This is a genomic window from Sphaerisporangium sp. NPDC004334, assembly GCF_053602655.1.
On record NZ_JBSGDZ010000018.1, the window covers coordinates 115,634 to 129,626 of the forward strand.

Annotated in this window: 12 protein-coding genes; 6 read left to right on the top strand and 6 right to left on the bottom strand. The window is 69.8% G+C overall.

The window, feature by feature from the left end:
- Positions 1 to 15 precede the first annotated feature (15 nt).
- From ACWEN6_RS24110 to ACWEN6_RS24120, 3 genes are all read right to left on the bottom strand, one after another.
- Positions 16 to 831 carry an endonuclease domain-containing protein gene (locus ACWEN6_RS24110; protein ID WP_452572949.1) on the bottom strand — a complete coding sequence of 272 codons (816 nt, stop codon included), beginning with the start codon at positions 829 to 831 and terminating at the stop codon, positions 16 to 18.
- A gap of 85 nt (positions 832 to 916) precedes the next feature.
- Complete coding sequence (locus tag ACWEN6_RS24115; protein WP_452572951.1) at positions 917 to 1,762, bottom strand: hypothetical protein; 846 nt, start codon at positions 1,760 to 1,762, stop codon at positions 917 to 919.
- 344 nt (positions 1,763 to 2,106) lie between these two features.
- Positions 2,107 to 3,162 (bottom strand): LacI family DNA-binding transcriptional regulator, encoded by a 1,056-nt coding sequence (locus ACWEN6_RS24120; RefSeq protein ID WP_452572953.1) that lies wholly within the window; start codon positions 3,160 to 3,162, stop codon positions 2,107 to 2,109.
- An 83-nt stretch (positions 3,163 to 3,245) separates the two neighbouring features.
- On the opposite strand from ACWEN6_RS24120, the gene ACWEN6_RS24125 reads away from it, so the two are divergent.
- The 3 genes from ACWEN6_RS24125 to ACWEN6_RS24135 all read left to right on the top strand — a co-directional run bounded on the left by ACWEN6_RS24125 (position 3,246) and on the right by ACWEN6_RS24135 (position 5,760).
- Entirely contained in the window at positions 3,246 to 4,442 is a 1,197-nt protein-coding gene (locus ACWEN6_RS24125) for an MFS transporter (RefSeq protein WP_452572955.1), read from the top strand.
- Between the two features lie 400 nt (positions 4,443 to 4,842).
- The gene (locus ACWEN6_RS24130; RefSeq protein WP_452572957.1) at positions 4,843 to 5,442 is read left to right on the top strand and encodes a hypothetical protein; all 600 of its coding nucleotides are present in this window, start codon (positions 4,843 to 4,845) and stop codon (positions 5,440 to 5,442) included.
- 93 nt (positions 5,443 to 5,535) lie between these two features.
- Positions 5,536 to 5,760: a hypothetical protein gene (locus tag ACWEN6_RS24135; RefSeq protein ID WP_452572959.1), complete on the top strand. Its 225-nt coding sequence runs from the start codon at positions 5,536 to 5,538 to the stop codon at positions 5,758 to 5,760.
- Positions 5,761 to 6,164: 404 nt separating this feature from the next.
- Here the strand turns inward: ACWEN6_RS24135 and ACWEN6_RS24140 are convergent, their stop codons facing one another.
- From ACWEN6_RS24140 to ACWEN6_RS24150, 3 genes are all read right to left on the bottom strand, one after another.
- Complete coding sequence (locus ACWEN6_RS24140; RefSeq protein ID WP_452572961.1) at positions 6,165 to 6,776, bottom strand: CGNR zinc finger domain-containing protein; 612 nt, start codon at positions 6,774 to 6,776, stop codon at positions 6,165 to 6,167.
- Between the two features lie 181 nt (positions 6,777 to 6,957).
- Positions 6,958 to 7,947: a quinone oxidoreductase family protein gene (locus ACWEN6_RS24145; RefSeq protein ID WP_204060250.1), complete on the bottom strand. Its 990-nt coding sequence runs from the start codon at positions 7,945 to 7,947 to the stop codon at positions 6,958 to 6,960.
- A 637-nt stretch (positions 7,948 to 8,584) separates the two neighbouring features.
- Positions 8,585 to 8,920 (bottom strand): hypothetical protein, encoded by a 336-nt coding sequence (locus ACWEN6_RS24150; protein ID WP_452572963.1) that lies wholly within the window; start codon positions 8,918 to 8,920, stop codon positions 8,585 to 8,587.
- 399 nt (positions 8,921 to 9,319) lie between these two features.
- Here ACWEN6_RS24150 and ACWEN6_RS24155 point away from each other — a divergent pair, with 399 nt between their 5' ends.
- The 3 genes from ACWEN6_RS24155 (at position 9,320) to ACWEN6_RS24165 (ending at position 13,870) form a co-directional block, all read left to right on the top strand.
- The gene (locus ACWEN6_RS24155; RefSeq protein WP_452572965.1) at positions 9,320 to 12,925 is read left to right on the top strand and encodes a hypothetical protein; all 3,606 of its coding nucleotides are present in this window, start codon (positions 9,320 to 9,322) and stop codon (positions 12,923 to 12,925) included.
- A gap of 280 nt (positions 12,926 to 13,205) precedes the next feature.
- Positions 13,206 to 13,589, top strand: a complete 384-nt coding sequence (locus tag ACWEN6_RS24160; RefSeq protein WP_452572967.1) for a DUF6313 family protein — start codon at positions 13,206 to 13,208, stop codon at positions 13,587 to 13,589.
- An 11-nt stretch (positions 13,590 to 13,600) separates the two neighbouring features.
- Positions 13,601 to 13,870: a DUF6313 family protein gene (locus tag ACWEN6_RS24165; protein ID WP_452572969.1), complete on the top strand. Its 270-nt coding sequence runs from the start codon at positions 13,601 to 13,603 to the stop codon at positions 13,868 to 13,870.
- Positions 13,871 to 13,993: the final 123 nt, after the last annotated feature.

The following is a 13,993-nucleotide window of genomic DNA, read 5'->3' on the forward strand; positions in this document are numbered from 1 at the left end:
CACTGGCACCGGACTTCACCGAGTTGGTCGGCTGATCGATCCGCTGGCTATTCGGCTCACGGCTGCCCGTGGATAGCGCAGGCCCAGTGGCGCGGCCGGTGGATTGTTGAGGTAGTCACCCCACCGGCACCCGGTGAGGTGTGGGCATTCCTCCAGATGGGTGTTGCAATGGCGGCAGACCAGCCCGCGGACCAGCATCGTGGCCGGGTCATGGTCGACGAAGACGCCGAGTGCTGCCCTGCACGCCTGGCAGGTCGCACCCAGTGCTGTGGTGAGGGCATCAACGATGGGCGCCAGGAGGGCGCCGTGATAGGGCGGCCAGTCACCGTGGGCCTCCCGGCTGGGGCAGCGCCGGCGTTTGGGCACCAATGCGGGGTCGCTGGGATCTCCGATGGGCACGACCGCCCAGCGGACCTCGGGCGATCCGTGGTGTCCGGTGTCCATCTCGACCTCCCGAGGCGGATTGACCCGGTAGTGGTGCCCATCAGCGGTCCACCAGGAGCACCACTGTCGGTGGGGTACCGCTGCGGCGGCGGGTCGACGACGTCCGGGCCAGGGATCTGCGCAGATGAATCGTCCTGCCACCTGCAGGTGGAAGCGGCCGTCGTCACCGGGGACGGCCAGGCGATCGGATGTGACCTCGACGCCGGCGGCTGCCATCATGCAGGGGCGCGTACAACGCGCTGCTACCAGTGCGGCCAGTGCGGCCAGTGCCACCGGATCCTCGGTCTGCGCCTGCCACGCATAGCGCCTCAACAGCGGCCCACGCCGCAGCTCGGGGAAGTCTTGCGCGCCCAGCCAGGGAATCACCTTCGCGCCCTTCGTGTCCATGGCCCAGTGCAGAACTTCCGGCCCTGGTCGCATGACGCCATCCCGTCATACTCAAGAGTTCTCCCGGCATGCCCATACCGACCGATCAGCTCCTCACCTTGGGGCAATCCGGCACGGCAACCGGCGGAGTCCCGGCAGGAAGCGGAATCTGATCAAGCTGCACCATGAGCTGATCTCCATCCGGGCCGGGAAGCAAGAAACGCCGATCCTTCGTGGGGGTCTCATGTTCTGGCAGGTCACGTACGGCCTCAACCAGGGCGGCAACCCGCTTGTGCGGGATCAACCGGACGCGTTCCTCAGGCAGAGAGCTGACCAGGATGCTGACTACCGCTGAAGCTACGTTGACACCACGGCGGCGGTAGCTCGCCGCGCTGGCGCGCGGCACCGGGTGATCCAGTAGGACGGCGGTTGTTTGCTCCGGTGCCAGCGTGTAGGTCAGCCGCAGGTTGCCACGCTTGACCACGATATGTTCCGGCGCGCCGTCCCCACGGCGCCTACTGATGGCATCGGCGACGATCGGCCCCTCCTGCAGGACGGCGATCTCGCTGAACTGCTCGGCAGTGACGTCGACCAGATGCCTCAGAGTCGGCAGCCACACCACGGTGTGCCCGTGGATCATGTCATCTTCCCATCGCGGGATCAGGCTGCCATGGGTGACGCTGGACTTGTTCACGGTGTCGGTGACGACGAGTTCCGCCGCCCGTACCTGCGCCGGGATGGCGAACTGGGCGTAGGCGTGCAGCAGAATCATGCAGTCGTCCAGGCACCGTTCGGCCGGTGCCAGCCACTCGGCCGCAGCCACGTCCATGAACAACGGCAACAGAGTCGGGACCTGCATCGGGTCAGAGGGCGCCCGGTAGGCCACCACCCCGCCAATGCGCGCCGCCGCACGCTCGACCCGGTCGCTGTGCTCGGCAACCTTCTGCGCCATCGCGCGGCGTCGAGGGTCACCGGACCGGCTGACGCCAGGGGTACTCGGCCGGGATCTGCGGCCCCGGTACTTCGCCACTGCAAAACGGTACCCCGCCCAGAGCCGCCGGGTCAGCTCATGGACTTGTGCGGCGGCAACTCCAGGCCGACACAGCGAGTGCGGTGCGTGGCCCGCAGACGGAACGGCCGGTGGCGGAGCAGGCAATCGACGTCCTCCCGGCACGGCACCGAGCTAAAGGCCTTCGGGGAGGATCAGACCGGACTTTGGCGCTATCACTGCAGCCGCCAGAGGAAGCCGGACCCGGTCGGGCCAGGTCCCCTGCTCGGAGCGCGCGCTGACCGTGGTCATCGCCGGGTGGAGTCGCGCAGGACCAGGCGCCATTCGATCGGATCGGTCTCAGCTGCCGCTTCCTCGCCTAGGACCAACTGCGCGCAGCGGGCTCCCTGGGCGCGCAGGTCCTGCGCGACGGTCGTCAGCCCGGCGGCGGCGGCCGCGTCGGTGCCGTCCCAGCCGGTGACGGCGAGGTCGCCGGGGATGGCGAGACCGGCATGGGCGGCCGCTCGCATCAGGCCCAGGGCGAGCTCATCGCTCATGGCCATGACAGCGTCCGGCGCGTCCGCCCCCTTTAGGAACGCCGTGGCCAGGGAGTCGGCCTCGCGCGCGCTGTTGCGTGCGCACACCGCGACCCGCACCTGCGGCCAGCGGCCGCCAACCGCCTCCCAGGCGTCACGGACTCCGCGCAGGCGCTCACGGGTCACGCGGAAAGTCGCCTCGGCCGGATCCAGCCCGTTGTGGACCCCCGGCGTCCTGGCGCGATCGAGCGGGAAACTGAGCACCATCGGCCGCCGGGCGCCGGCGAGGGCCTCGGTGGCGACGGCGCGGGCTGCGGCACGGTCGTCGATGGCCACGATCGGCAGGTCCCGGTGGTGTGGTCCGCCGTGCACGACGGCGGGGAGACCGGTGGCGGCCACCGCTGGCAGCACGGGGTCGTCGTCGCTGGTCGTCCAGACGACGAAACCGTCCACCGCGGCCTCGGCGACCCGGTCGGTGTCCGAGGGCGCCCCGGTGATGGGCACGATCGTGAGCCCCAGGCCGTGACTGACGCAGACCTCGGCGACGCCGGCCAGGAACCGGGTGGCCTGGGGGTCCTCGAAGGCGTAGGTGAGGTGCTCGCCAAGCACCACCCCGAGGCTGCCGGTCCGTCCCCGGCGCAGCCAGCGGGCCCCCGGATGAGGGCCGGGGTATCCCAAGCGGGCAGCGGCTTCGCGGACCCTGGCCCGGGTGCGTTCGGAGACGCGATCAGGCTGGGCGTAGGTGTAGGAGACGGTCATCACCGAGACCTTCGCCGCGCGGGCCACCTCCGCCATGGTCGGCCGGGGCTGAGAAGGGTCTTTGGCCATGCCTCACCCTATCTTGTGTATCGTTACACTGCATGTGTATCGATACACGAGTAGGCACCGATCGCGGTCACATCCGAGCCTGGGTGCCGTACGCGGGATTCACTGTCTTCGGCGCGTTCTGGGGCGTGTGGGGTGCGTCCGTGCCTGCCATCCGCGACCAGGCCGGGCTGACTGATGGCCAACTCGGCACGGCGCTGCTGTTCATCGCCGTCGGCGCCCTGCCCGCAATGCCTCTTGCGGGCAGGGCCGTAGACCGGTGGGGGCATCGCGTCACGGCGATCACGCTCACGTCGCTCGGCATCGCCGGCATCGCCGTGGCCGTCACCGCTCGCGACCTGCTTGCCTTATCCGTGGGACTGGCGGTTCTCGGCGCGTCGTCCGGCGCTGCGGACGTGACGATCAACGCGGCGGCCGGCTCCGTCGAACGGGCCAATGGCCGTCCGGTCATCACCAGGGCGCACGGCTTCTTCTCCTTGGCCGTGGTCGCGACGAGCCTCATCACCGGGCTGCTGAACGCCGCCGGCCTGCCCGTGGTCGTGCCGTACTTGCTGGTCCTGCTCGCCGCCAGCGCTGTGAGCGCCGCCATCGTCACCGACGATCGCACGCAGGCCGATTCCGGCCGTCACGATCACGACCGTACCTCAACCGCGCACAGCCGACCGGGTCTGCGCGCTCATCTGCCGCTCCTGCTTGTCGCGGGCGGACTCGGTGCGCTTGGATTCGCAGTCGAGAACGCTCACCAGAGCTGGAGCGCCGTCTACCTCGCCGATACCGTGCACGCTGGACCCGCGCTGGTCGGCGCCGGACCTGCGGTCTTCGCACTTGCCGTCTCGCTCACCCGCTTCGCGATCAGCGCGGTGAAGACCCGGCGCGCCTGGATCGTCCTCACCGCCGGCGCGGTGATCTCCGCGGCGGGGACGTCCCTGCTCGCCCTCACCGCGTCTCTCCCTCTGGCTCTGCTCGGGCTGGCCCTGGCCGCCGTCGGCACCGCCGTGCTCTTCCCCACCGTGCTCGCCCTGGCCACCGCCAACGTCCCCGCCGCGGCCCGCGGTGCCGCCACCTCGGTCGTGTCCACCTTGGCCTATCTCGGCTACCTCGCCGGGCCGGTGTATGTGGGGCACTGGGCGCAGGCGACCGGGCTGCCGGGCGCCATGCTGGCCGTGGCGGCACTCGCCGCGGCCTTGGCGCTGCTGGCGTGGCCCACGCTCAGAGCCGTCGTTCCCTCCCCCGCACGGCGCGGCACCGCCGAAGCAGGAGCGACGGGCAGGCCGCGCACGTAACGGCACAGCTCGTCGCGGGCGAGGTCGGACTTCCTGGCTGGCTCGCCGCCGAGCGAGACCCTAAGCGGGCCCGCCGGGCTCCTTAACGTCACTGGCCGCTCGGTTGCTGCTCATGCCCCGACACACCTGCCACCTGGCGTGCGGGCCGTGACTTCCCCAGTCACGGTGCGCACGCTTTTGCGCGCCCTCGACCGTCCAGGCCCTCGACGCCCCCGGGCGGTGGCGCAACTCCTTGCCGGCCGCCTCGGCCCGCACATCCCTCGTGCAGATGACCGAATAGACCCGGCGACTGTTATGCGGCGGGTGCCGCTCGGCAAGGGCGGGCGGGGAACAGCGGGCCTGCGAGCCGCTATCGTGATCCGGATCAGGACTTGCCCTCCAGGCGAAACGGGGATTGACGGTGGCCGGCCGAAGTAGGGGACGTCCCGGCTGGTTACATGTCGGCCCGCTGGAGAACCGGCTTACCCGCGCGTGGGCCTCGGATACCTTCCCTCCCGCGGAAGCACTGCTGGCGGTGATGACGCTCGCCGCGGTTCCGCAGGCACTGGCGACCCGGCTGGCGGTTCATCTCACCGGGGGGATCGTGATCGGTGTTGGTTCGGTGCCGGACCTTTCCGGGTTTGAGGCGCTGCGGCAGGTCTCGCTGCCGGTGCAAGAGGGGCTATGGGAGCGCAGCGCCGGTGTGTACGACCCCGACCGGCGGCGGATCGGCGTCGGCACTGTGCCCTCGCCCAGCGTGAGCGTGACGGGGCATGAGCTTGGGCACGCTACCGACCATATGGATGGTCTTCCTTCGCGCACCAGGTTCTGGTTGGACCTGCATCGCGAGCGCCGTGCCGAGTTGTCGCGGCCTTACCGCGATGATGTGGGTGAGCTGTTCGCCGAGTGTTTCGCGTGCGTGCTGACCAGGCGGGTGAGTCGTCTGATCGCGCTGCTGGGAGACGAATTGGCCGCTGAACAGGTCTACCGTTGGCTTTCTCGCAGCTATGAGATCGGCTGAGGGGCCGGAGATGAGCGACAGCGCTGGGTGTTGCGCAGCGACAACGCTATGCTCGAGACGGGACGTGAGGGTTCGCGTCAGCAGGGAGCGTATATGAGCGTGATCATGCTGCCGGGTGGCGTGCTCCGCGTGCCCTGGGCGAAGACGGTCGACGGTCTCTGTGTCGACGGCACCCGCGATGTGCGCCCCACCGACCCTGACTATGAGCAATGGCTGCCCTTCGCGGTCACTGAGGACCGTCTGCTGGCCGATCAGGCCGATGAGGCCGGCCGTGACGCGGAAATCCTGGCGCGCTGGCGCGGCCGGATGAGCGCCTGAGCTCGCGCGCCTGCGCCGACTCTCTTCGTCCGCTGCATAATCTGCATGGCTAGAGCACGCCCTGCGAGTCTGGATTTCGGACGGCGACCTAAGCCACGGCAGCGCCCTGACGGCGGTGATCCGCGGCGCCGCCCGAAGCGCACGAGCGGGGGCGGCGGTTGGACGCGGGGCGGTTGCGGCCGGCTCGGCTCTCCGTGCCCGGCCAGAGCACCGGAACCCGGCAAACCCGGATGCGGACGACCACCAGGGGTGAGAACCGGGGGCCAGCACCTCACTACGGCGCAGGCGAAATCACCAGACGCGACCTCGCCGTGTCCGCACACCAAGATCGGAAAAGGGGGAGAACAAGCTCGGCCGGCAGGCGCCCCGTTGCTCGGCGGCCGATGGCAGGGGTGGCGCGAGGGTCACTCGCCGGAGGCGGCCTGTTCCCGCTTGCGGGCGCGGTAGGCGCGCAGGTTTGCGGCGTTACCGCAGAACCGTACGTCGTGCCAGACGCCGCTGTTGTTGCGTGAACGGTCGTAGAACGCACACTGGCAGCGCTCGTTGCGGCATATCTTCAGTCGCCGCCGCTGGTCGGTCTGCTGGGCCTGGAGGCATTCGATCAGCACGAGCGATGCGACCCTCCGCCATCCGGTACCCGAAGGTTCTGCGACGACGGTGCCACGCTCGTCGACCTGCATCGAGACGGACAGTGTGGGAAGGGCGGCCAGTACCTGCGCGGACACGGCCTCGGCGCCGTCGCTCTGATCGGAGAGAAGCCTGCGGAGAGCCCATCTCAGATCCCGCAGCGCCTCGCAGTCACGATCGGTGAGGTCCACAGCAGGAGCGGGCCGACCGGAAGCCGCGCTCCACCGGGCGAGCGCCTCGTTCAACCACGTCTGCGCGGCGCTGGGGTCGTCGAGCCAGTCAGCATGGCGCGGCCTGCCGGCGGGCGAGGTGTTGAGCAGGTCCTGGACGAACGCGAGACCGCCGGGAGCAGTTTCCAAGGCATAGCGCTCCGTGGCCGGCCACGTCATCGCGTTGTCCTTTCTCCGGGGACACGACATCCCCAGGCGTCACGTAGCACCGACATGGTGTGTCCGCGGATCCTAACGGACATGTCCGCGCTGCCGACGGGCCCGTCAGGTCCTCCCTTGGCGCTGTGGCATACGCCCCGTGTCACCCTGTTGCGGCGTCACCCTGTTGCGGCGCGCTGGGTCACAGAGCGAGCAGGATGCGGCCGAAGGGGCCGCCCTCAGCCAGGAGGCGCTGTGCCTCGGAAGCCTTCTCCAGCGGGAGGACCTGCGCCACCTTCGGGTGGAGCTCACCCTGCGAGACCAGGTCGAGCAGGGCCGCGTTGGCGGCGTTGACCTGCTCGGGGGTGAACAAGGCGAACCTGAATCCGTGGATGTGGGCGTTCTTCCATATCAGGTCGGTCACGTTGATCTCGGCACGCACTCCAGCCGCGTAACCGATGCTGACGAGGGTGCCGCCCACGGCCAACGAGCCGAGTGCCTCCCCGGTGACCGAACCCCCGACGCCGTCCAGCACGACGTCCACGCCCTTACCGTCGGTCAGCCGCGCCACCCCTTCACGCAGCGACTCGTGCGTGAGGTCGATGACCTCATACCCTGCGGACCGGCCCAGCTCCGCCTTCTCGGTGGTGGTGGCCGTGGTGATGGCCTGCGACGCGCCCAGGACACGGGCGACCTCCACGCCGCCCTGACCGACCGCACCGCCGACGCCCGGCGCCAGTACGCTCCGGCCGCCGCGGAAGCCCGCCAACTCTTTCAGCGCCAGGTAAGCGGTCAGGTAACCGGCGCCGGTGGTCAGCGCGGCGGCGGTCTCGTCGTCGACGCCGTCCGGGATCGGCACCAGATGGGCCGCGTCAACCGCGATGTAGTCGGCCCACGAACCGTCGGTGCTCACCCCGTACCGTCCTCCGCTCAGCACGACACGGTCACCTGCGGCCAATCCCGAGGCGCCGGGCTCCTCGACCCGCCCCACACCGAAGCCACCCGGCCGGATCGGCAGTGGCTTGTGCAGGGCGGGTGCGAGTTTTCCCGAACGCACCGTCTCGTCCAGTGGGTTGACCCCGGCCACCGACATCCTGACGAGCACCTGCCCCTCGGTGGGCACCGGCAGGCGCCTCTCCCGCAACTCCAGTACGTCATAGCTGCCGAACCGGTCGTATTCAATCGCGCGCATGGCTCGTTCCTCACCTCGGCCCCGCCGATCGGTCGGACGACCGATGGCTCATGGCATGAAAGAAGCTTAAGCAGATTGGTTATGTCCGTCCAGTGGCTGGGTCGGGCTCTGCCCTCAAGTCGACTTCGCCATACGTCCCAGGTGGCCGACCGAAGTGGTCCCGCAGGGCTTCGAGCCCGACCGACCGAATCAACATATGTGACAACTTCACGGCTATGTCTTGCTGAGAGTCGACCGCGAGCTGGGATGCCGCCGTGTCCGGGGCGGGACGCACCGGCGCCGCTCGAGGGCCGGACAGTCGATCCAAGGCCTCGGCGACAACCTGCACGACAGGTCAGGGCCGTCGCGCGAGAACGGAGCCGACTCGGCTGTGACGCTCCACCATGGCTGCCAAACCTGTGTCGATGTAACTCAGGCATTCCAGGATCGCCTCATGGTCGGCGGCCAGGTGACGGTGGTGAATCGTGCAGTGATGCGCGATCTTGTTGCGCAGGACGCGTAGATAGTCGAACCGGCGGTGCAGTTCACGACGCCGCCCGCGGAAGCCGGGGAAAGCCCGGTACAGCGCGGGGCGCCACAGCCGCTGGTCGTAGTTGTTGCCGTGCCCGAGCAGGGATACATAGAAGCCGAAGGGTAGTTAGTCGCTGACCTGCTGGGGATCGGCGGGCAACCCTGAGCGGGTGAGCTGGTCGGTCGCCTCGCCGATCTTGCGCAGCGCGCCGTAGTGCAGGTCCGCGCGAGGGCTGGCCCACCAGTCTCGCTGTCCGAACAGGGCGGTCAGCTCCTGGGTCATGACGCTGCGCATCGACACCTCGAGGTACTGCAGGGGCCCGTAGAAGGCTTCGCAGATTTCGGTGTTCCAGCAATGCAGCCGCAGCGCAGCCACCGGATCGCCGGCGCAGCGCAATTCGTACTCGGCCAGACGGGAGGCTGACAGCAGGCCGCACAACCGTCTCGCCTCGGCTTCCTGCATCCTGACCTTCTCTCCGATGCCGTGATACTGTCGCCTCATAAGCCCCGGTGATGCCTCTGCTCAGCACGCAGCCGGGGCACAGCCTTTTCTACGTCCTGTCCCGCCTCGCATGCCGAGCGTGCGCGTTCACTCTAGGACTCGCTGCGCGTCCACCGTCGCTTCTGGCGACGCCGAAACGGTCGACAGGGCAGCGGGTCACGTCAGCGAGGAGTCCAGCGGAAAGCCGCCGACGCTGACCACCCGGGGCGCTCTCTGGCCACGGCATCGCTGGAAGATCTCGCCGGCTTCTGTAATTGCCGCGCTGCGGCGGGTGATGGCTCCCACGCTGGCGGGATGTCCCCCGCAGGAGAGGCGACTTCGATGACCACCCCGCTCCCCCAGCCTGCTTCCGCTGAGCGGTTGAGGATCTTGGATCGGGCGTTGACCGGGTTCTCCAGCGATTCGCTGCTGACCGTGCTGAGTGCCGCCCTCGATTCCCCCGGCTGCGCGCGTTTCCATGACCACTTACTGCTGGCGTGGACCCGGGTGCTGAGCCGCCCGCGCCGCCCGGGGCCGGCCGCGACGGCCGCTGACCTGCCCGCACTGCTGGCTGCCGCGCTGCGTGCGGCACCTGGCCGCGGGGTGATGACCGAGCGGGAGCCGAACGATGTGCGCGCGCGGGTCCGCGTCGCCTTCGCCGGGCAGCGGTGGTTGCTGCATCCCGGCGAAGCCGACCATCCCCTGGTCTTCCTGCGCGCGTTGCGGGCCACCGCGCGCGCCGTCGACGACGAACGCGCCGGCTTCACTCTCGGTGATGTCTTGGAGCTGGTTCTCCGCCATACCGATCACACCGTGTCCGCTCTGCTGCCCATCTGGTCCCCCTCGGTCGAGGGGCCACCGGAAGGGGAGTTGGCATGCACGCTGACCGACGCGGAGGTCACCGCGGCCGGTGCGCTCGGGCTTGACCACCTCACCCCGGCCGGTCCGCGCCGCGAACACCTCACCCAAGCCCTGGCCCACCTGACAGCTGACATTCGCGCTCTGCCGCTGCGCTACACCCCCGGTACGCCGCTGCTCGGGCCGGTGCTGGTCGTGGTCGCGCACGGCCGGCGGGTGCCGGTACCCGCCGCGGTGGCGGTGAACAGCTTGGCGGCCGCAGCCGCCGATCTCCTGGCCGCCGTGGCCACCGATCCAGAGGCCGAGATGCGTCTTCACCGGCAGACCGTCGAGCATGTCGCCTGGCTGCTCGGTCTGAGACAGGCGCCGGTGCGGCCCGAGAGGGTGTGCCGGGTTCAGTCCCTCTCCCACCGCCTGGAATTGGCTGTGGTCGCCACGCTGGGCGATGACCTGCCCGCGTGGATCGAGCGGGCCCGCGCCGACCTCGCCGAGACCGCGGCGCCTGGTGCGGGGCGGCTGGTGGTCTACGGTGGTCCGCGAGTCCTCGGACCCGAGGTGATCACCGACACCGTGTACCTGCATGTGGAGGAGCTCGCCGAGATCCTCGCCGACGCCGGCGGTGACCTGGCCACCGTGTTCTGGTGGGTGTTGGAGATGACAGAGCACCCTGGTGTGGAGGCGATCGCCTACTGCGACGTCTTGCATGCCTGGGCGGCCTGGCGCCGGCAGGGGACGCTGCTGCCGCCCGGTCCACCGGTCGAAGGCGTGGCCCTGGTGCCACCCGACGGCGGCGACCTGTCCTGGGAGCGTGCCGCCGCGTGGGCGCCGACCGACGATGTGCTCGCCGGCGCCGGCCTACCGCCGGGCTTGGGCTGGCGTGCCGCCCGCCTGGAGGTCCCCGGGAGCGGCCGCGGGCAGTGGGCCGACCTGTTCGACCCCGGCGACGACACCGGGGTGCTGGTCGCCTGCGTGAGCACCAGCCCGCCGGTCGTGATCGTCGCCACTCCCCTGGCGCATGAGCGTGCGCTGCTGGATACGGCGACGCTCGCTGCCCTCGCCGACGGCATCCGCGCCACCCTGGCCGGCCATCCCGCGCTCGCTGCGCACTTCACCCTTCCCGACCGGGCGGCGTGGCTGCTGCACCTGACCGAGACCCTCGAACCCCACCCGATCCCACCGTCCGAGCAGATGCTGGGACTGCGCGTTGGTATGGACGCCGACCATGCCCAGATCAGCATCGAACTGGACCCGGCGTTTGTGGCCCGCTTCACCGACGACGGGCACCATATCCTCGGCCGGCTGCTGCACCACTGCGCGGCCCACATCCGCCGCGCCCGCAAAGCCGATGAAGCGACCACCCTTGAGGCGTTCACCGCGGCGTGGGATGCGGTCTCCCCCGTGCTGGCCTGGTGGTCCGGCGGCGGCTACCAGCCCGCCCCCGCGCCGCCGTACACCGTGCCTGCTTCCCGTCACCTGCACCTGCGGGCGCTGCGCACCGCGGCCGCCGCCGTTCGCCGCGCCGGCGTCCCGGTCGGCGTCTACACCGGCTCGCACGCTCTACGCCCGGGTAAGCCCGCCGAACAGTTGCTCACTGCTCTGGAGCAGGAGCTGGCCGAGCAGATCCGCGCCCACCACCCCGACCTGGTCACCGTGCTGGCCCGCCAGCTCAACGCCGCGCTGTGCGCCCGCATCCGCGGCCGCCGGCAAGCGGCTGGGAATCTCGCCGCAGGAGGCGCTGAGGCGTGGGTCGAACAGGCTCGGCGAGGTGAGGCCGATGGAGCGGCGACCACGACCGCCCTGCAACTGCTCCTGCACCAGGCGATCACCACACCACCTACCGGCCGGCGGCCCGCCGACATCCTGGCCGTCGCCGACCTGCTCGCATTTGCCCAACTGCTGCTGCGCACCGGCCTGACCACGGCCACCGGCAGGCGGCGCCTGCACCACCTGCGCCTGCAGGTCCACGACACCGGCCTGTTCACCCTCACCGACTCCCCCGACCCCGGCATCGCCGACTCCATCACCGGCTCGGGCGAGCCGAGTCATGTGAACTTCGACCATGACGCCTACCACCACGCCCAGCAGCAGCGCTGGATCAGCCGTGCCCGCGCCGCCACCCCCGCCCCGCTCACCCCGGACGCCCTGTTCGCTCTGCACCGGCGCATCCCGGTGCCGTTCACGCCCCTGGCTCCGCCACCGGGCAGCCAGCTGGCCCGCGCCGACCGGGTCCTGCACCAGCAGTGGGGATGTGGTCTGGACGCACTGGCCGCCGTGCTGGCCACCGCGGTGGACTGGCCCACCGGCCTGGACGGCATCGCGACCACCACCGAGACCGCGCTCGCCGGCGAAGCCGCCGCCTGGTCACGTCTTCCCGAGCCCGACTTGCGCGCCGCCATCGCCCGCCTGATCCTTGACACGGGCAACGCCGCCGGCGACCGCGCCCACCCCTACACCGAGGTGGAACGCCGTATCCGCCTGACCACCCACCCGCTGATCGCCCACCACGGCCAGATCCTGGTGCTGCCCTGGCTCGTCCACACCTCCCAGCAGCTGTACGCCGCCTACCTGGCCGACGCGCGCCTGCCCCGCCCGGACGTGCCCGCCAAAGCCGGCCAGCACCTGGACCGGCACCGCCAGCAACACAACGACCAGCTCGAACGAGACCTCAAAGCCATCGCCCAGCGCATCGGACTGCCACACCACGCCCACCTGGACGTTGGACCCGCCGCCCACCTCGGCATCCCCGGCCTGCCCGGCGAAATCGACCTGCTGATCGCCGACGAGCAGCATCAGCGGCTGTGGGTCGTCGAAGCCAAAAACCCGCACGGCGCCACCGCCCCGCACAACCTTGCCCAGCACCTGCACCGGTTCGACATCTACCGCACCAAACTCCTGGCCAAGACCGCGGTGATAGCCGCCCACCCCGGCCCGGCCGCCCGCGCCTGCGGCCTCCCGGCCGATGGTTGCTGGCGTGTGATACCCCTGCTCGTCACCCGCGACCTGGAGCCGGCCGCCTTCACCGCCGATCCCAAGGTGCCTTTCGCCACCGCCGACCAACTCGCACAGATTCTGACCAGCGAAGACGACCCATCCCCGGGATGGAACGCCACATCCCAGGTCGAACGATGAGCTGAGCTCGCAGCCGCCGTGCCCCGCATCCAGGCGGCCTATCCCCCGCCCAGTGCTCGCCTGCTGGCAGCCCACTACCGCCCTGGGAACGCGGCCGGGCCTGCTCCTACTGCCCGACCGCCCGCCGCTCACCGCCCTCGTCCAGGGCGGCGCCCCCGGCCCGGCACGCTGAATCTCTCCCCAAGCGGTGGCGACGATGCGCTGCCGGTCTTGCATGAGCTGGTCAAACCATTACCTTCGAGTCATGACGCCAGCGACACCGCGGCCCCCTACTCAGACTGTGCTCCTGGCGTGGTGCCGTCGTCTGCTGCGATCGCTGGCAGGCCTTAACAAGACGCGTTACTGGTTGCTCACGCGCGCGATGTGGCTGGTCGCCGCGTTCGCGGTCGTCTTCGTCATCGATGGCTGGCTCATCGGCTGGTCCCGGGCCTATGAGGTCCTGATCGGCATCAAGTCCCCCGCCGAGGTGGGTGCTCCCTTGGCGAGCTGGACAGTTTCGATCGTCGGATGGCTGATGATTCCGGCGTTCGTAGGAGGCACTGTCGGCTATCTGCTCACCCGCCAGATCGATGCGCGCCGCACCGAGTCAGAGACTGATGTGATCAAGGACCTGCGCAGACGAGCCAGCTCCTTCTCCCAGCGCAGACAGGGAGGGGCGCGATGAGGTCCCTGTCGATGCTCCACAACGAGGACGGGGAAGCCAAGAGCTTCGTGGAGCTGTTCGTGCTGAAGGTACACCAGCGACGATGGGATCATGCTGAAGATCACTGGGAACGCACCGTGGTGGAGTTCCTGAACAGGGCGCGGGAGTTGGAGAAGCTCTCCGCCCGCAATGCCACCCGCCGCGCTGAAGATCTCGCGCAGTCCATTCTGTGGGTCACCGCGAAACGCGGACGGTGCCCGTGGTGCTCACCGGCTCATTCCCCAAGACCTGACGGCTTGTAGGTTGGAGACACCATGGCAGCCAAAGTGAGCACACGACAGGTCGCCGCAGATCTGCTCGCTCAGGCGTTCCCAGATGCCGGGCTACGCGCGATTCACACGACGGCGGACTCGATCGTCCTGCTC

Bases quoted from the DNA above. Each gene is read 5' to 3' on its own strand.
- ACWEN6_RS24120 (WP_452572953.1), bottom strand. From the start codon at position 3,162: ATGGCCAAAGACCCTTCTCAGCCCCGGCCGACCATGGCGGAGGTGGCC.
- ACWEN6_RS24145 (WP_204060250.1), bottom strand. From the start codon at position 7,947: ATGCGCGCGATTGAATACGACCGGTTCGGCAGCTATGACGTACTGGAG.
- ACWEN6_RS24150 (WP_452572963.1), bottom strand. From the start codon at position 8,920: ATGCAGGAAGCCGAGGCGAGACGGTTGTGCGGCCTGCTGTCAGCCTCC.
- ACWEN6_RS24165 (WP_452572969.1), top strand. From the start codon at position 13,601: ATGCTCCACAACGAGGACGGGGAAGCCAAGAGCTTCGTGGAGCTGTTC.
- ACWEN6_RS24140 (WP_452572961.1), bottom strand. From the start codon at position 6,776: ATGACGTGGCCGGCCACGGAGCGCTATGCCTTGGAAACTGCTCCCGGC.
- ACWEN6_RS24115 (WP_452572951.1), bottom strand. From the start codon at position 1,762: ATGGCGCAGAAGGTTGCCGAGCACAGCGACCGGGTCGAGCGTGCGGCG.
- ACWEN6_RS24135 (WP_452572959.1), top strand. From the start codon at position 5,536: ATGAGCGTGATCATGCTGCCGGGTGGCGTGCTCCGCGTGCCCTGGGCG.
- ACWEN6_RS24110 (WP_452572949.1), bottom strand. From the start codon at position 831: ATGGACACGAAGGGCGCGAAGGTGATTCCCTGGCTGGGCGCGCAAGAC.